At 38.5% G+C, this 17,585-nt stretch carries 15 protein-coding genes; 5 read left to right on the top strand and 10 right to left on the bottom strand.

Annotated elements, in window-relative coordinates; translation table 11 throughout:
• Window positions 1–236: 236 nt before the first annotated feature.
• The 6 genes from trpC to fumC all read right to left on the bottom strand — a co-directional run bounded on the left by trpC (window position 237) and on the right by fumC (window position 5,883).
• Window positions 237–1,019 carry an indole-3-glycerol phosphate synthase TrpC gene (gene trpC, locus B176_RS0118155; RefSeq protein WP_017260265.1) on the bottom strand — a complete coding sequence of 261 codons (783 nt, stop codon included), beginning with the start codon at window positions 1,017–1,019 and terminating at the stop codon, window positions 237–239.
• 129 nt (window positions 1,020–1,148) lie between these two features.
• Window positions 1,149–1,715, bottom strand: coding sequence for an anthranilate synthase component II (locus B176_RS0118150; RefSeq protein ID WP_017260264.1), 567 nt, complete (start codon window positions 1,713–1,715; stop codon window positions 1,149–1,151).
• Window positions 1,712–2,008 carry a chorismate mutase gene (locus B176_RS0118145; RefSeq protein WP_017260263.1) on the bottom strand — a complete coding sequence of 99 codons (297 nt, stop codon included), beginning with the start codon at window positions 2,006–2,008 and terminating at the stop codon, window positions 1,712–1,714. Before B176_RS0118145 ends, B176_RS0118150 begins: the two co-directional genes overlap by 4 nt.
• 71 nt (window positions 2,009–2,079) lie before the next feature.
• Window positions 2,080–3,492: an anthranilate synthase component I family protein gene (locus tag B176_RS0118140; protein ID WP_017260262.1), complete on the bottom strand. Its 1,413-nt coding sequence runs from the start codon at window positions 3,490–3,492 to the stop codon at window positions 2,080–2,082.
• A 317-nt stretch (window positions 3,493–3,809) separates the two neighbouring features.
• Window positions 3,810–4,307 carry a hypothetical protein gene (locus tag B176_RS19995; RefSeq protein ID WP_017260261.1) on the bottom strand — a complete coding sequence of 166 codons (498 nt, stop codon included), beginning with the start codon at window positions 4,305–4,307 and terminating at the stop codon, window positions 3,810–3,812.
• Window positions 4,308–4,485: 178 nt separating this feature from the next.
• Window positions 4,486–5,883: a class II fumarate hydratase gene (fumC, locus tag B176_RS0118130; RefSeq protein ID WP_017260260.1), complete on the bottom strand. Its 1,398-nt coding sequence runs from the start codon at window positions 5,881–5,883 to the stop codon at window positions 4,486–4,488.
• Window positions 5,884–6,029: 146 nt separating this feature from the next.
• Here fumC and B176_RS0118125 point away from each other — a divergent pair, with 146 nt between their 5' ends.
• The gene (locus tag B176_RS0118125) at window positions 6,030–7,229 is read left to right on the top strand and encodes a serine hydrolase domain-containing protein (protein WP_017260259.1); all 1,200 of its coding nucleotides are present in this window, start codon (window positions 6,030–6,032) and stop codon (window positions 7,227–7,229) included.
• Window positions 7,230–7,512: 283 nt separating this feature from the next.
• Here the strand turns inward: B176_RS0118125 and B176_RS0118120 are convergent, their stop codons facing one another.
• Window positions 7,513–9,939: a PIG-L family deacetylase gene (locus B176_RS0118120; protein ID WP_017260258.1), complete on the bottom strand. Its 2,427-nt coding sequence runs from the start codon at window positions 9,937–9,939 to the stop codon at window positions 7,513–7,515.
• Between the two features lie 300 nt (window positions 9,940–10,239).
• Here B176_RS0118120 and B176_RS0118115 point away from each other — a divergent pair, with 300 nt between their 5' ends.
• From B176_RS0118115 to B176_RS0118095, 4 genes are all read left to right on the top strand, one after another.
• Window positions 10,240–11,304: a branched-chain amino acid aminotransferase gene (locus B176_RS0118115; protein WP_017260257.1), complete on the top strand. Its 1,065-nt coding sequence runs from the start codon at window positions 10,240–10,242 to the stop codon at window positions 11,302–11,304.
• Between the two features lie 469 nt (window positions 11,305–11,773).
• Complete coding sequence (locus B176_RS0118105) at window positions 11,774–12,913, top strand: acyl-CoA dehydrogenase (RefSeq protein WP_026063442.1); 1,140 nt, start codon at window positions 11,774–11,776, stop codon at window positions 12,911–12,913.
• 25 nt (window positions 12,914–12,938) lie between these two features.
• A complete protein-coding gene (locus B176_RS0118100; protein WP_017260254.1) occupies window positions 12,939–14,177 on the top strand; it encodes a TlpA disulfide reductase family protein in 1,239 nt (412 codons plus the stop codon).
• A 127-nt stretch (window positions 14,178–14,304) separates the two neighbouring features.
• Window positions 14,305–15,006, top strand: coding sequence for a hypothetical protein (locus B176_RS0118095; RefSeq protein WP_017260253.1), 702 nt, complete (start codon window positions 14,305–14,307; stop codon window positions 15,004–15,006).
• Between the two features lie 439 nt (window positions 15,007–15,445).
• On the opposite strand, the gene B176_RS0118085 is transcribed toward B176_RS0118095, so the two are convergent.
• Genes B176_RS0118085 through B176_RS0118075 form a run of 3 tightly spaced genes read right to left on the bottom strand, consistent with a single transcriptional unit; the run spans window position 15,446 to window position 17,578 of the window.
• The gene (locus tag B176_RS0118085; RefSeq protein WP_017260251.1) at window positions 15,446–15,877 is read right to left on the bottom strand and encodes a hotdog fold thioesterase; all 432 of its coding nucleotides are present in this window, start codon (window positions 15,875–15,877) and stop codon (window positions 15,446–15,448) included.
• Entirely contained in the window at window positions 15,874–16,395 is a 522-nt protein-coding gene (locus B176_RS0118080; RefSeq protein WP_017260250.1) for a DinB family protein, read from the bottom strand. The genes B176_RS0118085 and B176_RS0118080 overlap by 4 nt, the downstream gene beginning before the upstream one ends.
• The gene (locus tag B176_RS0118075; RefSeq protein ID WP_026063441.1) at window positions 16,376–17,578 is read right to left on the bottom strand and encodes a sensor histidine kinase; all 1,203 of its coding nucleotides are present in this window, start codon (window positions 17,576–17,578) and stop codon (window positions 16,376–16,378) included. Before B176_RS0118075 ends, B176_RS0118080 begins: the two co-directional genes overlap by 20 nt.
• Window positions 17,579–17,585 lie beyond the last annotated feature (7 nt).

Here is a 17,585-nt window from a genome sequence, read left to right as displayed (position 1 = left end):
GACGAATATTAACCACGGAGAACGCGGAGGTCACAGAGCTAGGTTTTTTTGAAGTTTATAGGATTATTTTTCAACCACGGAGGACGCCGAGGTCACAGAGCTGGATGAAGAATGGCCTATGATTTACCAATAAAACAAGTATCCGTAGCCTAGTGAAGACTTGTTTCTTTATTTAAGAGCAAGATCTACATTTTACGAAGGCATGAGATTATACATGCGTTTCTGATTGTACAATATTAAATCTGTTTCACAAAATTGGCCATTGCTAAACCTGGGTTTGGGGTACGCATAAAGTTCTCGCCAATTAAAAAGCCATTGAACCCTGCTTTTTTCAAAATTTTAATTGTTTCTGGTTCGCTTATGGCACTTTCTGATATTTTAAGAAATTCTGTTGGGATAACTTCCGCAAGTGTAAGCGACGTATCAATACTTACCGTAAAATCTTTCAGGTTACGGTTGTTTACCCCAACTACATCTAAATAAGGGTTTAAACTTCTGTCCAATTCTTCGCGGTTATGAACTTCCAATAAAGTGCTTAAGCCTAAAGATTTAGCGAGTTTTGCGAAGCTTAAGATTTCATCAGGAGTTAAGCAAGCTGCAATTAGCAAAACAATATCGGCACCAATGGCTTTCGCCTCGATGATCTGATATTCGTCTACCATAAAATCCTTACGTAAAATGGGGATTTCATTTACTTTACGGGCAGCAATTAAATCATCTTCGTGACCCATAAAAAAATCATGGTCCGTTAATACCGATAAAGCCGACGCGCCAGCCTTTGCATAGCCTGTAGTTACTTCTTCTACCGTAACTTTATCGTTGATGATTCCTTTTGAGGGCGATTTTTTTTTAAACTCCGCAATAATCCCCGACTTATTTGGGTCGGTTAAAAAAGATTTTAAGCTATAAGTTTCCCGTAAAAAGGCCGGAAAATTTTCCAAATTTTTGATGCTGTTTATTGCTTTCGCCGATGCAACTTCTTCTTTTTTACGGGCTACTATTTTATCTAGGATATTCATTTTTATAAGCTGAATTTTTGAGCTAAAAGCTGAAAGCTCGTTTAAATCTTAAAACAATATTTTCTTTAAAATGGAATTACAGTCTACAATCCCGTACAGGCATTTAACTTTCTGCTTTAAGCCATGAGCTTAGGCGTTTAACCAGTTCGCGATCATTTCTTTTCCGTTTTCTGTAAGTACAGACTCTGGGTGAAACTGAACGCCACGCACATCAAGTTCTCGGTGGCGTAAAGCCATCATTACGCCTTTCTCGTCAGTTGCGGTAACCAATAATTCTTCTGGGAGGTTTTCTGGTTTTACTGCCCACGAATGGTACCGACCAATTTTGAATCCACTTTGTAAGCCTTTAAATAGTAATTCTTCGGCGTCGGTAATTACAATATTGGTTGCCGTTCCGTGAACGGGTTTTTCTAGGTTGTACAATTCGCCACCAAAAACTTCGGCTATGGCTTGCTGACCTAAGCACACGCCCAAAATGCTTTTTGTTTTGGCGTAAGTTTTAATTACTTCTAAAAGTAATCCTGCCTCAGAAGGAATTCCTGGCCCGGGTGAAAGCAAAATTTTATCAAAAGCTCCTACCTCCTCAATCTTGAATTTGTCATTTCTCCAAACTTCGGCCTCGTGACCAAGTTCGTTCAACAGATGCACCAAATTATAGGTGAAAGAATCGTAATTATCTATAACTAATATTTTCATTTTCGTTGCTTCCAAGTGGTTAATTCTTCTTCAATAAAGTAATTCACTAAATCTGTATATATTTTAGCAATTACATCGGGATTGAGATTTTCTTCTGTTGCCCAGTCCTTTCTTTTTTGTAGCATATTTTTAAAACGCTCCGGAGCTTTTACCGCTTGTTCGTCGGTTTTAAAGTCGGCCGCTCTCTTCACATAAGAGTATCTTTTGCCAATCAGTTTTATAATTTCTCTGTCCAGCTCGTCAATACAATTTCTCACCTCTGTAAGGCTTTTACAATCTGTTGCTAATTCCATTTTTTATGCTTAAGGCAGAAAGCAAGCAGACTGTTTAGTTCGCTTTAAGTTTTCCGTCTTTGACTTTCCGCTTATATTTCTTCTGCTTGCTTCAACGCGTTTCTTAAAGCTGCTATCTTATGGTTTACCTCGTTCAGTTCAGATGCGGGATCCGAATCGGCTACAATTCCGGCGCCAGCTTGGTAATGCAATTTATTGGCTTTGCTCAAAAACGAACGAATCATGATGGCGTGGTTGAAATCACCATTAAAACCCATAAAACCGATGGCTCCACTGTAAAAGCTACGTTTTGTTTTTTCATACTGGTCTATCAACTCTATAGCTCTGTATTTTGGCGCACCACTTAACGTACCTGCTGGAAACGTATCTGAGACAATTTTAAACGGATTTACGCCTGGCTTTAATTTACCACTTACTTTAGAAACCAAGTGAATTAAATGTGAGTAAAACTGAACTTCTTTATATGCTTCTACCTTAACCTCGGTACAATGTCTGCTCAAGTCATTACGGGCTAAATCTACCAGCATAACATGTTCTGCAGATTCTTTAGGATCTTTCTGCAATTCTTCAGCAATTATTTTATCCTGAATATCGTTGCCAGAACGTTTGAATGTGCCGGCAATTGGATAAATAGCAGCAACGCCTTTTTTGATAGTCAGCTGTGCCTCTGGCGAAGACCCAAATATTTTGAAACTTCCGTAATCGAAATAAAATAAATATGGCGAAGGGTTGATAGAACGCAAAGCTCGGTAAACGTTGAATTCATCTCCTAAAAAAGAAGTTTGAAAAGCCCGAGAAGGAACAATTTGGAAAACATCGCCACGGTAAATGTGTTTCTTCATGGTTTCAACCAAAGTGATAAACTCCTCGTCTTTTAGGTTTGAGGTTTCTTCTCCTTGCAGGTTGAACTTATATTCGGGGAAGTTTTTGTTTTGGATAAGGTATTGAACTTTTTCCAAGCCATTTTCTTCCTTTTCAAATTCTGTTTCGTTTTTAACGATGTAGAGTTCGTTTTTAAAATGGTCTATCGCAATAATGTAACGGTAAACGTGGTATTGAAAAGTTGGGATTTCACGTTCGTCGTTGTCATCTGTTTTTAGTTTAATGTCTTCAAAAAACTCAACAGCTTCGTGGGTAAAATAACCAAATAAACCATCGGTGATGAATTTTAAACTGGTATCTGCATTACTTTCAAAACACTTTCTGAAGGTGTAAACTTCGTCGCTGAGGTTGAATGTTCCCGGCTGTAAAGTCTCTATACTTTCATCAGGATAGGTTTTGGTTAAAACGCCTTTGTTTAAAATAATAGATGCTATTGGATCGCTACAAACATAGCTCATGCTGTTTTCTCTGCTGTGGTAATCAGAGCTTTCTAACAGTAAGCTGTTAGAAAAAACATCACGTAAACGCAAGTAAATACTCACCGGCGTTGTGGTGTCTGCTAATAATTTTTTATAGGATACATTTAATTTAAATGTTTTCATGCTTTTTATATTTTACAAATCTTAAATCAAAAAAAAACCCGACGGGTTAGCGTCGGGTTCATATTTGTTTAGGTTTGGATTAAATTCTTCTTTAATATACAAATACGGTTGCCGAAGCTAGGTTTTTACCTTGCCACCACCATCTGTTTGTATTGTTTTTGTTATTCATTGCTCCGCAAAATTATAAAGAAAATTGACTTTGCGAAATTTTTAATGATTTTATTGTAATCCGAGTTGATTTACTGTGGAATACTTAAGCTTACCAGTAAATACGTTAAGGCTTGATGCGAGCGCTAAGCGCTTAAGATCAGTGAAAATTACTTACAGTTTAATCTTTCCCTTAGCACTAATTGGTGTAGTGTTCCGGTTTCTAAACTTTTTAAAATTAGTGTACTGTCTGATTTGTGATTGATGATAAAAGAATCAGTAAACTTTCCGCTGCGATAGCAACTTCCCTGCGTTTTGTACTTAAACTCATTGTCTACAAAGTTGCCGTTGAACTTTAAAGTATCGCCAGCTATTTTATAGTAACCCTTGGCATATTCTTTCCATGTTCCTTTTTCGTAACAGGCACCGCCCTGTAAATCTACTTTCGAGAAGTTATTGATTACGGTATAAAATGAGTCGCAAGTAAAGGTGAAATCAAATTGCTGATAGGAGACAAGCTCACGCTCACTGGCTAGAGAATCTTCGGTCCATTTTCCTTGCAAAAAGGCTTCGCCAGCTGACGTTTCAACTTTATTAAACTTACAAGCAGTAAAAAAAAGTACGAAAACTATTGTTGAAGCCAGTAATTGATGTGTTTTAAATTTCATTTTTGCGTTGGCAAGGTTGCGTTAGGGATTGAAACGGCATCCTTTTTTTTGTCCTTCGACTCCGCTCAGGATGACAAAAAAGATACATCCGCCAGCTGGCGGACCGTTAAAACGCCTAAATCATTTAGACGTTCAAAAAACTCACGAAGTTTTTAGTACCTCGCGAGTTTTCAATAATTTACTTCAATGAACCTACCATATCTTCAGGTTTTACCCATTCGGTAAACTGTTCGGTAGTTAACAAGCCGGACTCTACAGCGGCTTCACGTAAAGTTTTATTTTCTTTATGTGCTTTCTTCGCGATTTTAGCCGCGTTTTCGTAACCGATATGTGGATTTAAAGCTGTTACTAACATCAAAGAATTTTCTAAATGCTTTTGGATTTCTGGCAGATTTGGTAAAATACCAGCAGCACAATTGTTAGTGAAAGAAACGCAGGCATCGCCAATTAAACGGGCAGATTGCAATACGTTTGAGGCAATTACAGGTTTAAAAACGTTCAGTTCAAAATGACCAGTTGCACCACCAATAGAAACCGCCACATCATTACCCATAACCTGTGCACAAACCATAGTTAAGGCTTCTGGCTGGGTTGGGTTTACTTTGCCCGGCATAATAGAAGAACCTGGTTCGTTATCGGGAATGATGATTTCGCCAATTCCACAACGTGGGCCCGAGCTCAACATACGGATATCATTAGCAACTTTCATTAAAGAAACCGCGGTGCGTTTTAATGCGCCAGACATTTCTACCATGGCATCATGTGCTGCCAAAGCTTCAAATTTATTTGGAGCAGTGATAAAAGGCAGTTTGGTTAGTGTTGCAATATGTTTTGCCACTAAAAAATCATAACCTTTTGGGGTATTTAAGCCGGTTCCAACAGCTGTACCGCCTAAAGCTAGTTCTTTTACAGCTTCTAAAGCGTTGTTAATGGTTCTGATGGAATTGGTGATCTGTTGTGCATAACCAGAAAACTCCTGACCCAAAGTTAGCGGAGTAGCATCCATAAAATGGGTACGACCGGTTTTGGTAATCGTAGCAAACTCTTCTGATTTTTTTGTTAACGTGTCACGCAGAAGCACCAAACCAGGAATGGTGACTTCCATCACCTGCTTGTAAGTAGCAATGTGCATGGCAGTTGGAAAGGTATCGTTAGATGATTGTGATTTGTTTACGTCATCATTGGGGTGCAAAACTTTTTTGTCGTCTGCTAACGAACCGCCGTTCATTACATGCGCATAATTGGCAATTACTTCGTTTGCATTCATGTTTGATTGCGTACCGGAGCCTGTCTGCCAAATTACCAGCGGAAACTCATTGTCTAAGCTACCAGTTAAAATCTCATCACAAGCTTTGGCAATTAAATCTCTTTTTTCTGGTGCTAAAACGCCTAAATCGGCATTTGCCATGGCAGCAGCCTTTTTCAAATAAGCAAAAGCATGTATGATCTCGATAGGCATCGAAGCCTCCGGACCAATTTTAAAATTATTTCTTGAACGCTCGGTTTGTGCTCCCCAGTATTTTTCTGCCGGAACTTTAACCTCACCCATGGTGTCATGCTCTATTCTGTATTCCATTTGTTTCCTTTTTGTTACGGGCACAAAATTAAGCCTTTTTACAGTCAAAGCCCAATTATTAGCACACTAATGTGTAAAACTCTGTTTGTTTTTATCGCTATATAATTTCTAATTTCAACGCTCGTTTAAAATGTTTAAAAATTACAATGATTAAGATTCGCCCGTTCCATTTTTTATTGATTTCTGTGTTGATTTTAGGTGCCTGCTCTTCCTCTGGTTCTAAAGAACAAAAAGCAAAACAAAAAATAATTGACAATTCTAAAAAAGACAGTCTGTCGCTTATTTTTCATCCTGCAAACAACGATAAAAAACTGGACGAATATTTTAAAGAAATCCACCGTAAACGAAATTATAACGGCAACGTATTGATTGCCAAAAAAGGCAAAATTATTTATGAAGGTACTTTTGGATGGGCCGATTACCTGCACCGCGATTCTTTGAAAATAGATTCAAAGTTTCAGTTGGCTTCGGTTTCTAAACCGATGACTGCTACAGCAGTTTTAATGCTCATGGAGCAAGGGAAATTAAAACTTTCGCAAACGGTTGACGAGTTTTACCCAGAGTTCCCTTACAAGGGCATTACCGTGGAGATGTTGCTTTCGCACCGATCTGGTTTAAACAATTACGTTTATTTTACAGATGGCATTTGGAAAGAAAAGTATAAAGGAATGACCAATAAAGATGTAATAAGGCTTTATGCAGAACATAAACCAGCGCCTTACTTTCCGCCAAATAGGCAATTCCATTATAACAACAGTAATTTTATGTTGCTGGCCGCCATTGTAGAAAAAGTGACGGGGCAGGATTTTGATATTTATATGCAGGAACATATTTTTAAACCTAGCGGGATGAAGAATACCGCTATCTACACTACTGCAAAATATGAGAAAATTCCGGTAGATGTAGTCGGGCATGACCGTATTTGGCGTCGTTCTGTTCGTCAGGATTTTTTAGATGGTGTTACTGGCGATAAAGGAGTTTACTCTACCGTTGAGGATTTGTTTTTATTTGATCGAGCCCTACGCGACGGGAGATTATTAAAGCAACAGACTTTAGACTCGGCCTATACGCCACACAGTAAATTGCAAAGCAACTATTTTGGATACGGTTTGGGCTGGCGTATGTATATTGACTCTGCTAGAAAAGAACAGGTAATTTACCACACGGGCTGGTGGCATGGTTTCCGTCATATTTATTTGCGGGATATGAAACGTGACATCACCATCGTGATTTTAAGCAATCTGGTAAACGGAAGCATCAATCAAATTGATGACGTTTATAAAATTTTAGGAATGCCAGTGGTGAGAAGAGGTGTGGGTGCAAATGCCGGAAGTGATGATGAGTAAAATATGGGTGTTACCCCGGGAAAAACGGGGTCGGGCTTTACCTTCATACGCACACAGGCATTAGGCGCTTGGCCGGTATCCACTGCAATCCCTAACACGGCAGTGGGGAAGAGAGTTTCCCGTCACCTCGACGAAAGGAGAGGTCTGCAAATTCCTTTGCACTGTCCCACCTTTAACAGTGTTTTTTTGGGCAGTGGGTTAAAAAGAGATTCTGTTTCCGTCGCTTGCAGATTCCTCCTCGTACCTCATTCGGAATGAACGGTGAAGACGGAGGAAAGAAACCCTACTTCGCCAACAAATTCATAAACAGCCGATACGCTCCTGGAACGCCCGCTGGCAACTCTCTAAAAAACACCAACCCAGTATAAACAAATTTGCCTTTGCCATAATTGGCAATCAGTAAAGAACCTTCACTTTCTTTTTCGCCCGTATCTTTCATGCTCAAAGGTTTCTCATATTCTTTGCTTGCCTCACTAGCAAAATAAATTCCACGTTCCTGTATCCAACCATCAAAATCAGCAGTTGTAATTTTATTTGGAAAATTTAAAGCTTTACTCTGTGGGTTTATAAAATTGACTGTTGCGTTTTCTTCCGTAACCCGATCCCTTACAATAGTAAAAGGGTAAGGACCAATGTTATCCATTACTAGAGGACGGTTTACGTTATATTGAACCAGGTAAACTCCACCATTCTTTACATAATCCATCAGTTTTTTTTGCACAAACTTCATCCGTTCGTTAACGTTGTATAGTCTTACGCCAGCAATAATTGCATCGTAGTTGCTCAAATTATTGTTTGCCAAATCATTTTCCGAAAGTACAGTAACGTTTAAACCAATCTCGCGTAAAGCTTCGGGAATTAGATCTCCAGCGCCTACAATATAACCTATGTTTTTTGCGGTACTCTTTAAATCAAGTTTTACCAGTTTTGCTTCAGCGGGTGGGAAATAGGTGATCGTTGGAATATGCTCATAACTGATGGTTTTAATGCCATTGTCATATGTTTTTCCAGCTATTAAAACGGTAGCTTTCAACAGGCCATTTTCTGCATTGGGCAAAGGTAAAAGGGTAAATGCCAAACTTTTTTCCTCATCCTTATCTTTAAGGTCAAAATCTAATTTGTTGGGAGAAATTTTCCAACCTTTAGGTGCTTGCAATGTTAGCGTACCTTGGGCATTTTTTTGGAAAGCTTTTAATTTAACTGTGATGCTTTTTTGTTTTTCTTCGTTAAAAACAAACGCTTTGGTACTAATGGTTGCGGTAACTGGTGGTGTAATTGCTAAGGGCTGGTAAACCTCGCCACGCACTGCATCCGTGTATTTGTAAACAATTGAGCGCTGGAAATCTAAATTTACACCATTAATATTTACTGAAAAATTGATCGAATCTGCCGGTTTTCCTTCTGGATAATTCAATAAATTCTGACTAGCAAGATGATACCTGCCAATATCATGCGCCTCCGCTAGCCAATAAGGCTGGCTGATGTTTGCGGAGGTTTTTTCACCTTCAACGGTTGTCAATTTGTTAGGTTGCAATGCAACCTTTTTATCCCAATTTTTTACGGTAATGCTAACATCCGGGCTTTGCGATATCAAATCTACCTTTACATTATAAGGCGTATTTACAGCATTAAATGCAGCAATAGCATACGCCTCAAACCAAGTTCCGCTACAGGCTAAAATGATATTTTTAAGTTCGTTTAGTTTTTCGTTTACCAAGTCAGTTTTTTGGGCTTTTGCCAACACTTTATAGATTATCAACAATTGGGTGATGCTTTTCTGTGGCTGTTGCGGATTAAAACTTTCAACTACAGCTGTTACCAAGCCATCCACGTTTTCTGCGCCTTTAATTTTGCTCCAATCGGTGTTGATGCCTTCCATCAAATCGCTTTTAGGTAAAGCGCCTTTCCACGAGCTAAAGTATTCTAAACTGCTACCGCGTTGTCTGGCGCTACCAAAACCCTGGCTTTTATGCATCGAACGGCTTTCTGCCGCAATTTCGCCATAACTTTTACCCAGCAAATTGTTATAAACACCAACATCAATTTTTAGCTGATCGTCGGCAGTATTATCATTTCCGCCAAAATTATAGTTATTCCATAAAATGCGTTTTGCCTGCCACACCGATACTTCTTTTAACTGTGCAGGGAACATGTTAGGATCTGCGGCAGCGGTAAAAGCTTCCTGGGCTAAAATGGAAGATGCTGCATGGTGTCCGTGTCCAGCTCTAGCATCTGGTGGAAATCTGGTAATGATTACATCGGGTTTAAATTTTCTGATGATATAAACCACATCCGACAAAATGGAATCCTTATTCCAAATCTTGAACGTTTCTTCTGGGGTTTTTGAAAAACCGAAATCATTTGCTCGCGTGAAAAATTGTATAGCACTATCATTTCTACGGGCTGCCAAAAGTTCTTGGGTTCTAATCAGACCCAAATCCTCAGCTTGTTCGTTTCCAATCAGGTTTTGTCCGCCATCGCCTCTGGTTAAAGCCAAATAACCTGTTTTATATAGTTTTTCTTTTGCGAGATAAGCCAACAGTCGGGTGTTTTCATCATCCGGGTGCGCTGCAATGTAAAGCACACTGCCCGTAACACCTAATTTCTTTATAGCCAGCAATAACTCAGCAGCATTGAGCTGTGGCGATGTTTGTGCTATAGAAGAAGAGGTGATAAAAAGAAAAAACAGACTTAAAAAATTAAATTTCATGCGGTAAATAGATTTACAAAATTTGAGTAGCAATTTACAAATTTTAATTATTGAGCGTTTAAGGAGAAGAAATATTACACAAATTACATATTTACATTCCCGCGTTTAATCAGTTATCGGCAAGGGTCGCCTACCTCAAATCCAGTGTTAAATTAAAATACCATATTAATTAATCTATTGCAAAAATCAACGTATTGCCAAAATCTTGAAAAGCGGACTAAAAATGTGTTAATCAAAGTTAATTGTTGATATTTTGTTAAACAATTTTGTAAATTGCCCGACCGTAAAAATCGTAAAATCATGACAGATACATTAGCTATTAAGGTAACTAAGACTACTTCATCCAAGCTTTCAAAAACTGATTTTGAAGACCTTCCATTTGGTAAAATATTTTCGGACCATATGCTTACTGCTGATTATGCAGACGGTGAATGGAAGAATTTTGAAATAGTCCCTTACGGAAATATCAGCGTAAGCCCTGCTATGTCTTCTTTACATTACGGACAAACCTTTTTTGAAGGCTTAAAAGCTTACCGAAACGATGATGGAAAGATTTCTATTTTTCGTCCGGATAAAAATGCAAAGCGCTTCAATAGTTCGGCTGAGCGTATGTGTATGCCAGCTTTGCCAGAAGAATTATTTATACAAAGTATTGGAGCAGTAGTAGATTTAGACAGAGATTGGGTACCCAATAAAAAAGATTATACGCTGTATATCCGCCCGTTTATGTTTGCTACAGACCCGTATTTAGGCGTACAACCATCAACTACCTATAAGTTTATGGTGTTGCTTTGCCCAACAGGTAAGTATTTTTCTAAAAACCTAAGCGTTAAAATCGAAACAGAATACACCCGTTCTGCAGAAGGCGGATTTGGTTACGCTAAAGCTGCCGGTAATTATGCGGGCTCATTATATCCTGGAAAAAAGGCGGCAGAACAAGGGTTTGATCAAATTTTATGGACGGATGCCAAAACCCACGAATACGTTGAAGAAATGGGTGCTGCAAATGCCATGTTCGTGATTGATGGTAAATTAGTAACGCCATCAACCAGAGATACTATTTTAGACGGCGTTACCCGTGATAGCATCATCACTTTAGCTAAAGAATGGGGAATGGAAGTTGAGGAGCGTAGAGTTTCTGTTGCAGAAGTAATAGAAGCGGTAGAAAATGGAACGCTGACCGATGCTTTCGGTGCAGGAACAGCAGCAGTTATTGCATCAGTTGCTGATATTACTTATAAGGGTAAAACTTATACTTTACCAAACCCAGACGAAAGCGTATTTGCAAATAAAATGAGAAAAGCCATGGACGATATTAAGTATGGCCGCGTTGAAGATACTCGTAATTGGAATTATATAGTTTAGTTTTTTAAACTTGTTTAAAAGGGTTGTTCATTGAGCAACCCTTTTTTTGCTTTAGAAATCGAGTTTAGTCAAAAAAAGCACAGATTTCGGAATTTTCTTTGACTAGCCGATCCAGTCAAGCACTGACTTTATTTTTCCTCAATTCGACCTTGGAATTTGCGGGTGTTCTGAAAAGAGTAAAAGCACTACCTTTCATAGCTAATTCCGCAGGCGAGAGTTTTGGGAACTTTTTTCGGAAAAAAGTGACTGCCATTGCCCGGCAGAGGGCAGAAAAGGCTTAGCGAAAAGGCCAAATCATTCGTTCAAACAGTTGGGAGCAAATTTAAGTTGAAGGTGAGCCTTAAAATTTGTAATATATCAATCTCTAAATTACTATGCTTGCATAATAAAATTTAATATATTTGAGTTAAGCGTTTGCGCATCAATTATGCAAAACCTAAATCATTTCAATTATTAAAAGACTATACCTATGAATTTTCAACTATCCGAAGAGCATTTAATGATTCAACAGGCGGCAAGAGATTTTGCAAACACTGAGTTGAAACCGGGAGTAATCGACAGAGATGAACACCAGAAGTTCCCGACCGAGCAGATCAAAAAGTTAGGCGAATTGGGGTTTTTGGGGATGATGGTTGATCCAAAATATGGGGGTGCCGGAATGGATACCATTTCTTACGTTTTGGTAATGGAAGAGCTTTCTAAAATTGATGCATCGACGTCTGTCGTAGTTTCTGCTAATAATTCTTTGGTTTGTTTTGGCTTAGAAAAATATGGTTCAGAGGCACAAAAAGAAAAGTACCTAACACCTTTGGCAACAGGAGAAAAATTGGGAGCTTTTGCATTGTCAGAACCTGAAGCTGGCTCTGATGCTACATCGCAACATACTACTGCCGAAGATATGGGTGACCATTACCTTTTAAACGGTACAAAAAACTGGATTACCAACGGAAGTTCTGCGTCTATTTATTTAGTGATTGCACAAACAGATGTTTCAAAAGGTAGCCACGGCATAAATGTTCTGATTGTTGAAAGAGGAATGGATGGGTTTACCATTGGCCCAAAAGAAAATAAATTAGGGATTAGAGGTTCTGATACACACTCTTTAATGTTTAATGACGTTAAAGTTCCCAAAGAAAATAGAATTGCCGAAGATGGTTTTGGGTTTAAGTTTGCCATGGAAACTTTAGAAGGTGGTAGAATTGGTATTGCTGCCCAGGCATTAGGCATAGCTTCCGGAGCTTTCGAATTGGCAACCAATTACTCGAAAGAAAGAAAAACATTTGGAAAGCCGATTTGCCAGCACCAAGCAATTGCATTTAAACTGGCAGATATGGCAACCGAGATAGAAGCGGCGAGATTATTGGTACTTAATGCGGCTTGGTTAAAAGACCAGGATTTGCCTTATGACAAAGCGAGTTCAATGGCCAAACTTTTTGCATCAGAAGTTGCCATGAGAACTACTGTTGAGGCAGTTCAAGTTCACGGCGGTTATGGTTTTGTTAAAGAGTACCACGTTGAACGATTGATGCGTGACGCTAAAATCACGCAGATTTACGAAGGAACTTCCGAGATTCAAAAGATTGTAATCTCCAGAAGTATTTTAAAATAGTTTACAGAACATCTATATTTATAGCATGAAAAAGATCAGCTTAATATTAAACACAATTCTATTAGGAATTATACTGTTAAGCGCATGCGATAAGCCCTCCGGCAAGTTTAGTGCGGGTATTTGGCGGGGAGCGTTAATTACAGAAACTGGAGTAGAGATTCCTTTTAATTTTGAAGTAAAGGATAGTGCAGAAAATCACACTATTTATATCATCAACGGTGAGGAGCGGTTTAAAGTAGATGAGATTACGAGAGTTGGAGATTCTATCCATATCAGAATGCCGTTATTTGATTCTGAAATTAATGGAGTTATTCTAGACGAAAAGATTACCGGCGTTTGGACTAAGCATCTCGCTGATAAGGATGTAGAAATGACATTTTATGCGAAAGCCAATGCAAACTGGAGAATTAGCGAGAATGTAGTAGAGAGTAGATTTAAAGTCAACGGACGCTGGAAAACCACCTTTATTAGTGAGGATGGAAAAGATACTACCCAAGCGATAGGTGAATTTGTGCAGAATAAATCAAAAGTTACAGGTACTTTTTTAACAACAACTGGCGATTATAGGTACTTAGAAGGAGTAATAGATGCCAATAAGCTTTCTTTATCCACGTTTGATGGTGCAAATGCTTATTTGTTTACCGCAACCGTAAATGCAGACAGTACTTTAACAGATGGCAAGTTTTATGCGGGTTTTTCTCATGTAGAAAATTTTAGTGCAAAATTAGATTCAACTGCAACGCTTCCTGATGCTTATTCACTCACTTATTTGAAAGATAAAAACGCTAAAATAGACTTTACTTTTAAGGACTTGAACGGTAAAGCAGTTTCCTTGAGCGATTCAAAGTTTAAAGGTAAAGTTGTTGTACTGCAAATTTTGGGTTCATGGTGCCCAAACTGTATGGACGAAACTGCTTATTTAGCAGGTTTTTACGAACGGTATAAAAGCAAGGGCGTTGAAGTTTTGGGCCTCGCTTACGAAAGGACAAAAGACTTTGAAAAATCGAAGGCAAATATTGAGAACGTTGAAAGAAGGTTTAATACTTCCTATCCTTTTTTAATCACGGGTTTTACCAATAAAGAAGCATCCCAAAGTCTACCAATGCTAAACAAGGTTATGGCTTTTCCTACGCTCATTGTTATTGATAAAAATGGCGATGTAAATAATATTCACACCGGATTTAACGGTCCTGGCACTGGTAAGTATTATTTGGAATTCACCCACGAATTTGAAACCTTGATTGATCAGCTGGTGAAAAGCTAACACTTTGCAGAAATCTGCAGTTAAAAATTTGAACTGATTATAACATCAAGTTAAGTATTTAGTATTGTTTGGATTGGCAGGGAGTTTGTATTTAGTTTAACATAACCAAATATAAAACCATCCGAAAATGAAGAATTTAGCAATCCTAGCGGGACTGGCGCTTTTAATTAGCGCTTGTAGTCCGAAATATTACAGTTCAAATACGCAAAATGTTCCTTTGATTTCTGCTAAAGGCGAAAAAAACCTCAGCCTTGCCGGTAATGGAAACCAGATTGAGTTTCAAGGTGCAATGGGTGTTTCCAATAATATAGCAATAAAGGCGAACGGCGCTTTTTTTATCCCAGCAAAAGAGGATAACGGTAATGGTGGTTCTGGTAAGTTGTTTGAAGTAGGAGGGGGCTATTTTACGCCAATCAATCAGAATTTTGTTTTTGAAACTTATGCAATCTTAGGATTTGGGAGCATGAAAAATCATTTTGAACCAAATGGAGGTGATGGCGGAGACATATCTGCGAATGTGGTACGCTACGGTATCCAGCCTAACTTCGGTTACAAATCCAAAAACTTTGAAGCGGCGATTTCTTCCAGATTTGTGAATTTGAATTACAACGGTGTGAAAGGAAATTTGGTTTATCAGGGAAATAATCAGGTGACGTATTTAGAAGAAAATAATTCTAATTTTTTGATTGAGCCTGCATTGACTTTGAGAGCAGGATTTGAGAAGCTTAAATTTCAAGCGCAAATCGGGCATAGTTTTAACCTATCTAATAATGATTTCAGACAGGATAAAGATTATGTAACTGTGGGACTGAATTACAGGTTTAAGTAGCTTTTGCGAGTTGAAGTTTTGAATTTCGGCTAAAGCCCGAATTTGGATTTTATAGCCATGGGTTGAAACCCATGGCTATTTTTATTTTACGATTCTTTGTAAGAGCATTCAATAAAGAACAATTCAAAATCATGAATTTTGATTTCTTCTTCTATTGGGAAGTTTTTCTAAATGGCAATTTGCCTTCCCACAAACCTTTCCTGCCCTTGTGCCGGGCAATGGCAAATACTTTTTTTCCGCAAAAAAGTATTCAAAAAACTCTCGCCTACGGAATTTGCTAGGGAGTTAGTGCTTTTACTTTGGCCATCTGTACCGCAAATTCCAAGGGCGAATAAAAGCTCAATTAAAGTCAGTGCTTTGGCCTGATAGCGTGGATAGACCCGAACAATTTCATCTCTTATAATATGAATATTTCTAAAACTGACGCTTGACAATGTTATTAACCAGCTTTAACCGCTGGCACAACAGCCACTGTCAATCGGCTCACACAGCTTAACTTTCCTTGTTCAGTATAAATTTTGATATCCCAAACATGGGTTTTGCCACCAATGTGTAAAGGCGTACAAATACCCGTTACAAAACCATCTTTTACTGGGCGTAAATGGTTCGCGTTTACCTCTAAACCCACACCCATGTTCTTTTCTGGGTTTAAAACCAGGTTACTCGCAACGCTCCCTAAAGATTCTGCTAAAACCACGTTTGAACCGCCGTGTAAAATCCCAAAAGGTTGATGTGTTTTTGCATCCACTGGCATGGTTGCCTTTAAAAAATCAGGTCCAATTTCGGTAAACTCGATTCCCAAAAAAGCGCCTATATGGTTGGTATGGCGACCGTTTAATTCGGCTAAGTTGGGTTCGTTAAACCAAATCATTTTTTAAGGTATAGCGATTTTAATACGTTGAAATGGTGTTCAATATGCCCGTAGATGATGAAGAGTAAAGCGCCAGCAGAAATTTGACTTCCGTTAGCATTTCCTTTTTTCTTCATATCCTCTTCAGATAAAGATTTAAAGAAAAATAAATTTGCTTGACGTAACATCACCAATTCGTCTACCAAGTCGCTATAAGCATATTTGCTCATGTTGGTGTTTGCAACCAAAGCATCTTGGTCGTAACCTGGCAATTCGGTTTGGTCGTTACGGGCAATCCGCATGGCTCTGTAAGTCATCACCCGTTCGGTATCGATCAAATGTGAAAGCACTTCCTTAACCGTCCATTTACCTTCTGCGTAAGCGTAATCGTATTTTTTCTCGGGTATATCTGCCAGAAAATCATCGATACTGTTTAATTGACTCTTTAAACGTCGCAAAATAGGCTGATTTCCGGCAGATGCTAAGTCAATATATTCTTGGTAAAACGGTGCGTATTCGTTAGCTAGTGGTTGGTACATAGTTTAAACTGCTTTTAATGATAATTCTAAATGTTGTTCCTTTTCCAATTTCAGACTCTTTTACAAAAATATGTCCTTTATGGTAATTTTCAATTATTCTTTTGGTAAGCGATAGCCCTAAACCCCACCCTCTTTTTCTGGTGGTAAAACCTGGTTGAAAAATAGCGTCAAATTTTGAGCGAGGAATCCCTTTACCGGTGTCGGTAATATCCACAAATATCTGCTCTTTCGCAATATTTTCTATAATGTTAACCGATATTTTACCCTCGCCACCAATGGCATTTACTGCATTTTTTAAAATATTTTCTATTACCCAGTCAAACAGTGGAATGTTCAATAAGGCTTCCTGGTTCTCATCGCCGTTCACCTCAAAGCTTATTTTATCACTCACCCTAACACTAAAATAATCTACATAATCTTTAATGGTTTCATAAACAGAATGGCTGGTTAAAATCGGCATCGACCCAATTTTAGAGAAGCGGTCGGCTACAATTTCTAAGCGCTTCATGTCATTTTCCATCTGCAAAATCAAGGGATCTTCTTCTGCGTCAAATTTGCTTTTTAAAAGCTCTATCCAAGCCATTAAAGAGGAAATTGGCGTACCCAATTGATGCGCAGTTTCTTTAGCCAAACCCACCCAAACCTGGTTTTGTTCCCTTCGGCGAGATGAACTGAAAATGAGGTAAGCAGTCATCAGAAACAGGGCAATAATAGTAAGCTGTATGTAAGGGAAAATACGCAGTTGTGTAAGCAGGAAACTGTCTTTATAATAAACATACTTTACGTTCCCGTTCATTTCTATCGGTATGGCTTCGTGTTGCGCTTTCATACTTTTTAATTGCCGTAAAAAGTATTGTGGGTCGTATTTTCGGTCCGTATCTATTTTATAATAGGTTTTGGTAGTGTCTAGCGCCGTGTAAGTAATAATAGAATCTTTATCGTCGGTAACAATGGCGGGTACAATCAAACTGTCTTTAACCGTGAAAAGATAATTCATCATTTCCTCATTATCCGTTTCAAACATTTTTTTGAAACTCTGGCTCCAAACCTCGGCTCTCGTACGTTCAGATTTTGAAATTCCCCGAACCAATAAATCTGTGTACCATAAGGATGTTGTTGCAATAAACACTGCACCAATCAACAGGAAATACTTCCACCGACGTTTATTCTCGTAAAGACTCATTCAAAGT

Source organism: Pedobacter arcticus A12 (genome assembly GCF_000302595.1).
In the GTDB taxonomy this organism is placed as follows: Bacteria; Bacteroidota; Bacteroidia; order Sphingobacteriales; family Sphingobacteriaceae; genus Pseudopedobacter; species Pseudopedobacter arcticus.
Note: the sequence above shows the minus strand (reverse complement) of the source record. Positions and strands in the feature narration are given on the sequence as shown.